8 protein-coding genes are annotated in these 9967 nt (G+C 42.5%); 4 read left to right on the top strand and 4 right to left on the bottom strand.

Translation table 11 applies throughout. The features are described 5' to 3' along the window. Nucleotides 1–165: 165 nt before the first annotated feature. Nucleotides 166–645 (top strand): hypothetical protein, encoded by a 480-nt coding sequence (locus O9323_RS12505; RefSeq protein WP_002750783.1) that lies wholly within the window; start codon nt 166–168, stop codon nt 643–645. 164 nt (nt 646–809) lie between these two features. On the opposite strand, the gene O9323_RS12500 is transcribed toward O9323_RS12505, so the two are convergent. Further along, nucleotides 810–968 (bottom strand): microviridin/marinostatin family tricyclic proteinase inhibitor, encoded by a 159-nt coding sequence (locus O9323_RS12500; RefSeq protein ID WP_002750786.1) that lies wholly within the window; start codon nt 966–968, stop codon nt 810–812. Between the two features lie 501 nt (nt 969–1469). On the opposite strand from O9323_RS12500, the gene O9323_RS12495 reads away from it, so the two are divergent. Together O9323_RS12495 and O9323_RS12490 are read left to right on the top strand one after the other, a co-directional pair. Continuing rightward, nucleotides 1470–2258: a class I SAM-dependent methyltransferase gene (locus O9323_RS12495; protein WP_002750788.1), complete on the top strand. Its 789-nt coding sequence runs from the start codon at nt 1470–1472 to the stop codon at nt 2256–2258. Between the two features lie 157 nt (nt 2259–2415). Continuing rightward, a complete protein-coding gene (locus tag O9323_RS12490; RefSeq protein WP_149107458.1) occupies nt 2416–3150 on the top strand; it encodes an SDR family oxidoreductase in 735 nt (244 codons plus the stop codon). A gap of 773 nt (nt 3151–3923) precedes the next feature. Here the strand turns inward: O9323_RS12490 and O9323_RS12485 are convergent. Next, nucleotides 3924–4706, bottom strand: a complete 783-nt coding sequence (locus O9323_RS12485; RefSeq protein ID WP_288125206.1) for an aldolase/citrate lyase family protein — start codon at nt 4704–4706, stop codon at nt 3924–3926. 220 nt (nt 4707–4926) lie between these two features. On the opposite strand from O9323_RS12485, the gene aspS reads away from it, so the two are divergent. After that, nucleotides 4927–6714, top strand: a complete 1788-nt coding sequence (gene aspS, locus O9323_RS12480; protein ID WP_288125205.1) for an aspartate--tRNA ligase — start codon at nt 4927–4929, stop codon at nt 6712–6714. A 66-nt stretch (nt 6715–6780) separates the two neighbouring features. Here the strand turns inward: aspS and O9323_RS12475 are convergent, their stop codons facing one another. Continuing rightward, nucleotides 6781–9174 carry an SUMF1/EgtB/PvdO family nonheme iron enzyme gene (locus O9323_RS12475; protein WP_149107164.1) on the bottom strand — a complete coding sequence of 798 codons (2394 nt, stop codon included), beginning with the start codon at nt 9172–9174 and terminating at the stop codon, nt 6781–6783. A gap of 28 nt (nt 9175–9202) precedes the next feature. Beyond that, nucleotides 9203–9841: a hypothetical protein gene (locus O9323_RS12470; protein ID WP_288125204.1), complete on the bottom strand. Its 639-nt coding sequence runs from the start codon at nt 9839–9841 to the stop codon at nt 9203–9205. Nucleotides 9842–9967: the final 126 nt, after the last annotated feature.

Below are 9967 nucleotides of genomic sequence, written 5' to 3'. Positions count from 1 at the left end.
ACTGACGATTTTCTACAAGTTGTGTGAATGGTAAGACTAATGTAAAATGCTGCAAGGCATCTGATTGCTAGACAGCCAATTTGTATTCTTTTGCCTTACCATGGATTTTATATGACTGAAATCCCGACCAACCAATCCAACTTAGTGATTTTAGGAGTCTCATCAATGACGGAAACTACTGAAACGGCCATTCCCAATGATTTTCTCGGAATTAATCCCACAGAAATCAACAAAAAACTTGTCTCCTGGGGAATTTCTCTGGATGAAGTTGTTCAAAAACTTGCTTCTCTGGGACTCCCCGGCATTATTTTCATTATTGCTGTTGCCGCATCCGGTGGTACTGCCTATCCGATGATTTACGCACTTTTTGGGTTAGGCGGTCCGCTGGGACTAATTGGTGGACTTGGGGTCTTAGGCCTCTCTACCATTATTGGCGACATTGTGACGGGTTATGGCATTGAGGCACTGCTTAAAACGGTCTATCTCAAACGTCGTGAAACAGAAACTCAAGAATATCTCATCAATGAGGTGGAAGGTTTGCCAATTTCTCAAGTTCTAAAACTTAACCTGAAAAAGGCTATTGAAGTAGAAATTGCTGCCGAAGAACCCATTGCTCCCAAAGAAGTCGAAATTGCTGAAGAGTAGTTGTGACTTGACTAAGCACTTTCTCCCCCCGCTGCCCTCACCGGCAAATTGACTTTTTCAGCAAACCCTAAATACAACAAAAAACCGCCATAAATCTTACTCCTGCTTGACTTATGGCGGTGGTTGTTTTCTGTGTGAATTACTGAAAGCAATCTTTAAATTAATTAACTATCTTCCCAGTCAGAAGGCCATTTCCAAGTCCAAACGGGAGCGGGTTCAGAATCGGGGGGGGAATCAGGAGTCGGAGCCTCGTCTTGGTCCGCAGATAAAAAACGAGCAAAGAAGGGGATTGCTTTACTTTGTTCGCTATTAGGATAATTCATGGTCGTTCCTAGTTTTGAGTAGCAGCTTTTTCAATATAGCTGCGATTACCCTGTGATAGTAACATATATTGCCGTCTTACTCAAGTCAAATCCTCACCTTACTCGCACTCCCATCGGTGACACTTATAGCGGTATTCAGAGTCATCAGGTACGCCAGTTTCCTTCCCTGTTCTCCGCTCCCCATTCCTAATTCAAAAGCGATAACTTCTGTCCCTGACCAGATATGATAATATAGATTGATGGTTATAGGTTAATTGATAAAAACTTTTTTTACCATTAAATTGGGCTGTTAGTTGAACCTCTCAGGGAAATTTATCGGTATCTAAGGTAAAAGGTGCGGCTCCTTTTTTTTCTATCGCCTCAGCCACGCGGTCAATATCTAGCACCTTAACAGCAGTTGGGCAAGCATTGCTATAACCCACTTCCCACTGACCGCTCTACTAAGCCCAATCGTGTTAGACTAATGTAGTTTTTTGTCGAGAGATTTAAGTGAGTTTAACAATGGATAAAAATGAATGGATTAGTAGATTCGATGATTTAATTTGTAGTCCTTCGATTCGAGAGTTTTATGGTGAAAGAGAGTTTTTTAATGTCGGTTATTGGCTCTCCCATACCCAAGATCAACAGGAAGCATCCTCTACTCTGATGGAGAAACTTTTAGAATTTATTCCCAACAAACAGGGAACAATTCTTGACGTTGGCTGCGGTTTAGGAGCAACTACCCATTATCTTCTCAAATATTATCCATTGACAGCAATTGTAGGGATTAACATTTCTCCGACACAAATTGCCAGAAGTCTCTTGAATTTTCCCGAGGGTAAATTTCTGTTAATGGACGCGGTAGAGATGGATTTTGCTGATCATTCTTTTGAGCAAATTATTTGTGTAGAAGCGGCTTTTTATTTTAATACTAGACAGCAATTCCTCCGAGAAGCTTGGCGAGTATTAAAGCCGGGGGGAACCTTAATTCTCTCAGATCTGAGTTTTGCCACAACGGAACTTTTAGGGGATTGGACAGTTCCCCAAGCAAACACGGTCAAAGATAGGGCAGAGTATCAAAATCTTTATCAACAGGCAGGGTTTAAAGATGTTCAATTTGTCGAGGTGACGGAGGAGTGCTGGTTCAGACATTTTCGCCATCTTAAGTCTTGGTTAACAGAGGAATTGCAATCAGGAAAATTAGACGAAGAGACCTATAATTTAAACATTAAGCCTCTGGATAATTTGCTAAGTTCCTCGGTCATAACTTATTGGTTAGTTGCTGCTCAAAAACCAGTCAATATGCTGTAATAAGTAGGTAGATGTTAAAAATTGTCAGACACCCCTTTATTAAGGTAGCAGGGGGGATCGGCATCCCCCTTACCAACGGGGGATTAAGGGGAGATCGAACCCAACATCTATCTTCAATTTAGTTGTCAGTTTTTCTTGAATTTTTGGAGACAAAAAAATGTTTGATTCCTTATCGGGTAAAAAAGTCGTTATTATTGGTGCAAGCTCCGGGATTGACCTAGCGATTGCTCAAAAATTGCTCTCCCTAGGGGCAAAAGTGGTGCTTTCCCATGCTTCTCAAGAGAAATTAGCTGCCGCCGTTGCCCTAATTTCCGGGGAGATTGAAGCCAAAACTGTTAATTTTTTACAAGAAGATTCTGTTAATACCTTTTTTGCAGAAATTGGCAACTTTGACCATTTAGTAGTCACCTCTCTGGGAGACAGAAATATGCCGCGAGCCTTATTAACTGAAATGACCACAGAAACGGCCCGGGGAGGTATGGAGAAATTCTGGGCAACCTTTTTAGCCGTGCGTGGCTCCCTGAAAACTTTGGCCAAGGACGGTTCTATTACCCTGACATCCAGCGTCACTATCTTCAAATATTCCAAAATGGGCGGAATTTCCGTCATAGCCGCCGCTAATAGTGCTGTAGCCGTATTTGGACGCGCCCTCGCCCTAGAAATCGCTCCTATTCGCGTTAACGTTGTTGCCCCCGGATTAATAGAAGATACAACTATCTGGAGCAGTCAAGGTGATTCAGAACGCTCGGACTTGAGCAAATGGGCGGTTTCTGCCCTACCTGTCGAACATTTAGGGCAACCCGAAGAAGTCGCCCTAGCAGTATTGAGTTTGATTATCAACCCCTATATGACAGGTGTGGTTTTACCTGTGGACGGTGGAGTTACTCTTTAAAAGAAATGGTGAAAAAAGACCGAGAAATCCTCGAGAACAAAAAATCTGGTGTCAGAGCAGAAGAGCGAAAATAACAAAGTGAGCAGAAAAATGCAGGAAAATTAATAAGTACCCTATCCTTTATAGGGATCTTTCTTAACAATTTTGTCAGTAAGTATTCTAACCCTTATCCTGACTTGATTTCAGTTTTTTCTTTGTCAGTAAGGGTGTCAACCAGGAATATTATAGATTGTTAATCGAGTTTTGAAAGCCCTGTGCTACAAAGGGTTAAAATGTTAAGAAAGATGTGACTAATGGATAGGACCGTATTCATAGTGATAGAGAGAGAAACGGTATATTAGAGAGATAATTTTTAATTTTTTCACTACTACCGAATCACCACCTTAAAATAATTAAGTAGGTAGGTGTTAAAAGTTGTCAGACACCCCCCTTATCAAGGGGTGCAGGGGGGATCCCCCCGCCTATCGGCACCCCCCTTATCAAGGGGTGCAGGGGGGATCAGAGGCAAAATCTATCTTCAATTTAATTATAACTACTTACTTAACAGAAGTTATTCATAATAAGTGGCTTTCTTGGCTCTTCTAGTTTCTGTGTGGAAACGAGGTCTATACTGATGGTTTCTTCGGCAAAACAGCCATAAAAGTCTTGCCCGATAAGCATTTCACAATTCCATAAGCAAAAATTATTACACAAAGTCGAGAAGAGCCAATGAATCCACATCCGTATAACTTTGCTGCCTAGGTTTTGAGCGGTTGATCGAAGGACGAATATCTTTAACCAAAAAGTAAATCATGGAGGATTGCTAAACGCTGGTCATCTTCACGAACAATAGCACCATAATAATTTTTTTTATTCTCTAGCCAGAGTAATTCAAACTCGATCGCTTTTGGCAAAGCTAAACTGAAATTATCCAAAGCTTGGGGACAATCAAAGATAACTTTGCGCGTCTCGAAGCGGTCAAAATGTCCTTGGCAGAACATTTTGAAAAACGGTAAAGAATCTAGTGATACTCCACCCCCAATAGCAACAGTCAAACCGGCAGCCTTAGCTTTTTTTGCCAAAGGTAAAGCCATATCCAAAACTTGCTCGCTATTCACATCCCGGCGAGTTAATCCCAAAGAACAGGCTAAATCCATCCGTCCGATGACGATACCATGGAGAGATTTTATCTCTGGAATCGCCAACATTTCCTGAAAATTATCACAGGCAGTAATCGTTTCGATATTAACCAATAACTCCACATCTTCCACCCCTTGATCAGCTAAAACCCTCCTAGCTGCCCGCAGATATTTTTGTAAAGCGTAGGCTGTTTCTACCATGGGAGCAATCAAGCGATCAACTCCTAAATTAACCCCATCAAAGATATCTCTGATCGCTTCGCAACCAGCGATTTTCAGATTAAAATCTACCCCCGCTTTCAGACTAATTTCTTTCAACCGCATCGCTTCCGTCAGTCGGGTTCCTTCCGTCTCGAATTCTGCTTTTACCCCTGAAACATGGTGATCTTCCCTGAGTTCTCTTAACAGTTGCACCATTTTTTTTTCTAAGCAATTCATGTTTTTAATCGTTCAAAATTGGTAACTGCTAGAGGAGCCTTGTTGATTATAGCCCATCTGCGAAAAGCCGATAGCTGAGGACTAGAAGACCATAAAAATACCCTAAACAAGAGGACAAAAGCGACAAAATACTGGCATAATAAGCAAGGCCGTCTGATTTTTTTCTGGCCACATCCTTTCTATACTACATTCGTAATATAAGTAATTCTCTAGTTAGACTATGCGAACTCACTACTGTGGCGACCTTAGCGCGATCGAAATTGAAAAAAGTGTCACCCTCTTCGGTTGGGTCGATCGCCGTCGCGATCACGGTGGCGTTATTTTTATTGATCTACGGGATCGCAGTGGTATTGTCCAGATCGTCAGTGATCCCCAACGAACCCCCGCTTCCTACCCCATCGCTGAAACCGTCAGAAACGAGTATGTCATCAAGGTGACGGGAACAGTCAGTCAAAGGCCTACCGAATCCCTTAACCCGCGCATTGCCACCGGAGAAATCGAAATTTACGCCACTAGCATCGAGATTCTCAACGGGGTTACTAAACAACTGCCTTTTGTCGTCTCTAGTTCCGAAAGTGAATCGGTCCGGGAAGATGTGCGCTTGCGATACCGCTATCTAGACCTACGCCGGGAGCGTATGAGTCAGAATTTACAACTACGTCACCAAGTTGTCAAAGAAATGCGCCGTTTTCTCGAAGATGAACAGCATTTTATCGAAGTGGAAACGCCAATTTTAACTCGATCGACTCCCGAAGGAGCGCGGGATTATCTGGTTCCTTCCCGTGTCAACCCCGGCCAATGGTACGCTTTACCCCAATCACCGCAGCTATTTAAGCAATTATTAATGGTGTCGGGAATGGATCGCTACTATCAAATCGCTCGCTGTTTCCGCGATGAAGATCTACGCGCTGATCGTCAACCGGAATTTACTCAGTTGGATATGGAGATGAGTTTTCTCTCCTTAAGCGAGATTTTAGCCCTGAATGAGGCTTTAATCGCTCATATCTTCAAAAAAGTCAAAAATATTGATATAAGCCTGCCCCTGCCCCGTTTAACCTATGCTGAGGCTATGGATCGCTATGGGATCGATCGCCCTGATACCCGTTTTGGCTTAGAATTGGTCAATGTGGCGGAGATTTTTGCCGATTCGGGATTTAAGGTGTTTTCAGGTGCGATCGCTAGTGGGGGGACGGTGAAAGTTTTACCGATTCCCAACGGTAACGAGGCGATTTCTAACGTCAGAATCAAACCGGGTGGGGATTTATTCAAAGAAGCCACCGATGCGGGGGCGAAGGGAATTGCCTATATCCGCGTGCGCGAAGACTACGATTTTGATACCATCGGTGCGATTAAAGATAACCTGACAGAGGCACAAAAACAGGCTTTAATCGAGAAGACTGGTGCAAAACCGGGGCATCTGCTTTTATTTGGGGCAGGAGATACCGATACAGTCAATAAATCCCTATCCCGCCTACGCTTAGTTTTAGGGGAACAATTGGGATTAATTGATCCGGAGAAAATCAACCTCCTCTGGGTGACGGATTTCCCGATGTTTGAATACAACGCCGAGGAAAAACGCCTAGAAGCATTGCATCACCCTTTTACTGCCCCTAATCCCGAAGATTTAGACGATCTAGCCCAGGCTCGCGCCCTAGCCTACGATATGATTTTTAATGGTATTGAAATCGGTGGCGGCAGTTTGCGGATCTATCAACGGGAAGTACAGGAAAAAGTCTTCGCCACCATCGGTCTATCCCCAGAGGAAGCCTATAATAAATTCGGCTTTTTGTTAGAAGCTTTTGAATACGGAACCCCTCCCCACGGTGGCATCGCCTACGGTTTAGATCGCTTGGTGATGTTGTTAGCAGGAGAAGAATCGATTCGCGATGTGATTGCTTTCCCGAAAACCCAGCAAGCTAGTTGTTTACTCACTTCTGCACCTTCAACAGTGGCAGCGAAGCAATTAAAGGAATTATCCGTTGCTTCTACCTACAAACCGCCATCCTAAGATTAGGGTGGGCAATGCCCACCTAATTTTTGCAAGTCTGTTGACACTAAGTTAAATTCTTTTCTGCTACAAAGTCCTCCCAGCACCGCACACCACCCGAAAACCGTTGTTGCGGTTGAGGGCGACGTGGCGGCTGTAGTAGTCGCGGTAAGCGGAACGGCAGAAATCTGGATAGTAGAACCAAGAACCGCCCCGCAATGGAGAACGATTATCATCACCATTTTTTATCCAGACACTGCCATCCCTCGGCGCATCCTTATAGTTATCGTGCCAGGTATCGGCGCACCATTCCCAAACATTGCCGTGCATATCGTACAGTCCAAAAGCGTTTGGGGGAAATTTACCAACAGGGGTGGTTTCTTGACGATAAACACCTTTGTGTCCCTGAGCATAAATAGAATTGCCGTTGTAGTTGGCTAAATCCGGGGTGATGGTTTCCCCGAAATAGAAGGGAGTGGTGGTTCCTGCACGACAGGCATATTCCCACTGCGCTTCCGAGGGGAGGCGATAGTCTCGTCCCGTCGCTTTCGAGAGTCGCATACAGAATTCCACTGCAGCGTACCAAGAGACTTGTTCAACGGGGCGATTATTGCCAGAGAACTTAGAAGGATTTAAGCTAAGGTCACGTTCAATTTTTGGCAGGGAGGCCACTGCTTTCCACTGGGCCTGAGTGATGGGATATTTGCCCATAAAGAAGGCAGGAACAGTCACTAGATGTTGGGGACGTTCGTTATCATTTCCTTGTCCATCGGGTGAACCCATCTTGAATTGTCCTGCTGGAATAGCGACCATTTCCAGGGTGACACCATTGCCTAAGTTTTCTGTAAAATACCGCGCTGGTTTCTTTTCCCGTTTGACTTCCTTGCCTCGACTATCGACGGTGACAGCTTGAAAATCAAAAAATTGAGCATTACTAGGTAATTGACGACGGAGTTGGTTAAGTTGAGAATGATTGGGATAACGTTCCAACGCAGCATTAAGGTTCGATAAAGCTTCTTGCAATTGACCTGAATTCAGCAATTTAATGCTACGTTGGTAAAAAGATTCAGCACTCAATTGTTCTGACAATAAACCTTTAACTTGAGTAGCAAGCTGACGACTTTCTAGTTCTGCCAAACAGTGATGTAATTTATTAAAATACACTTCATCTGCTACGGTAACAACAGATTTCATCGCTTTAATCGCTTGCTCTAAATTATTAGGAGGATTTATCCCCCGCAATCGCAACCAAGACTTAACGGAATAATCTAGCTGTTCTCTTGCCCAATTTTTATCAGGCAAAGCAGTTAAACTATCAGCTAAATCTAATGCTAATTCAGGCATCCAAGCGGGGCGTTCATTTTCTAAAGCCTCATAAACCTGACGATAGCCAGAAACGATAGTCTTTAATAACTTAGGATCATCAATACCTCGCATTAAATCGGGTATAAGCTTAGGCAAAATGGGCGGGACATTGTGATGAATTAGGTAGTGAATATCGGCAATCCAACCGCCTACCAGTGATTGACATTTGACTAAAAACTGACAGAGATATTCAAAATCCTTAGCCGTAACTTTATACGGTTGAGTCGCTAAATCACTGCTATCGATTCCCGCACTCTTGAGAGCTTCTTCGTCTTGTAAAATTTTCAAATTAAAGGCATTATCACTCCCATATTGCCGATCAATTTCCTCCAAAGATTTATTTAATTGTTTTGCCAGTTGCTCTCTTTTTTCTCGCCATTGTCTTGCTCTAATTTTAATAGATTCATAGACAACTTCTCGATAGGGAAGATTAGAAATAATCGATTGATAAAAATATTTTTGCTGTCCTTCTCCCCAATAGCCCACATTAAGATGAAGATAATCCCCATCAATTTGGGACTCTAAAATTAACATGGGTTCAGATTTTAATAAGGCAAAAAGACCTATAATAGCCGCACCACCATGATAGCGTTTACTATCCCATCCACCATCAATTAGTTCGATCGGTCTTTCGGTACTTTGAAAAGAATAATGTTGATTAAAAAATTCCCGTAATCCTTGCGCTAAACCAGTTTCAATATTAGGAAAACTTTTGTTGTTGCCACCAAATTGATCAAAATCGATAACAGGAGGTGCGGGAATTATTCTCAGAGAAAGTAAATTCTCATCATGATTAGCATTCAAAATTTGATCGGGAACAATTCTCAAAGGCCAGTTTTGAAATAATTTCTGATCTTGAACAACTTGACGAGCAGTATTTCGTTGTTCTAGGGCTACTTTTAACTGAGTTTGACGGTTATCTTCAGCAAGTTCTTTCTGCAATTGCTTCTGTTTTTCAAATTGCTCTCGCTGAAATTCCTGATTATTTAATTGTTGCCATTTTTGAAATTCCTGTCGCTTATCTTCCAGTTTTTCCGTTGCTTGTCTCGCCAATTGACTATTAATTAAATTGATAACCCCATTAACAACATAAAATCCCATTATTTCAGCAGTCATAAGATTTCCTCTCCCAGATCAACTTTGCTCAAGTAGTTTTAAACGGCCAAGCTTCCGCCGGTTTATCGGTAATTAAAACCTCCCCGGTCAACTGCTCATTTGCTTGTTCAATTTGCGAACAAGACCAAAACTTTTCCTCATAGGGAAAATTAGAATCAATCCCCCGATAACCAATAACGTCACCATCGAGATTTCGGCTAACATCGGTTAAAGTAATCGCGTGCCAAGATTGAGAATCGGGATAGGAAATCGGGTCTAAATCGTGGGCATCTCCGACAAAAACCACGGGACGATTCTCATCTAAAGCATTAGCCAATTCCTGATGGTCAAAACTTGCCCAATGGGAGGGGATATCATAAGAACTCAAAATTTCTTGATAATCTTCAGGATTTAAAGCACCTCCTCGACCGGGATAGTCTATTTGCAGTTGGTCTGAGAAATTATTCGTAATGTCGGGATGAAAACACTGGACAATATTTTCAATGGTTTCGTAACCACAGGTTGGCCCCGTTTGTAAATCTGCCAACAAATGCACATTTCCTAACCCCGTAAACCCTAATTCTTGATGGGGAATATCATTAATTAAAGCTTCTGGCGATTCATAATGAAAATCCTGATGGCAGTGGGATACATCTTGCCAAGACTCATCAGGTTGATAAGTAGTCATGCAAAATTAATTACCCAAATAAAAAATTAAGAAGTATAATACATAAAAAAACGAAGCAGCAGGAAAATACAATGAGATTGATTAGAGACCTAAACCCCGAGAGCCAGAAAATGCTAGAGAGAATTT

It is taken from the genome of Microcystis sp. LE19-131.1A (genome assembly GCF_027532015.1).
Taxonomy (GTDB): domain Bacteria; phylum Cyanobacteriota; class Cyanobacteriia; order Cyanobacteriales; family Microcystaceae; genus Microcystis; species Microcystis ichthyoblabe_A.
This window is presented reverse-complemented; position numbering and strand designations above follow the sequence as displayed.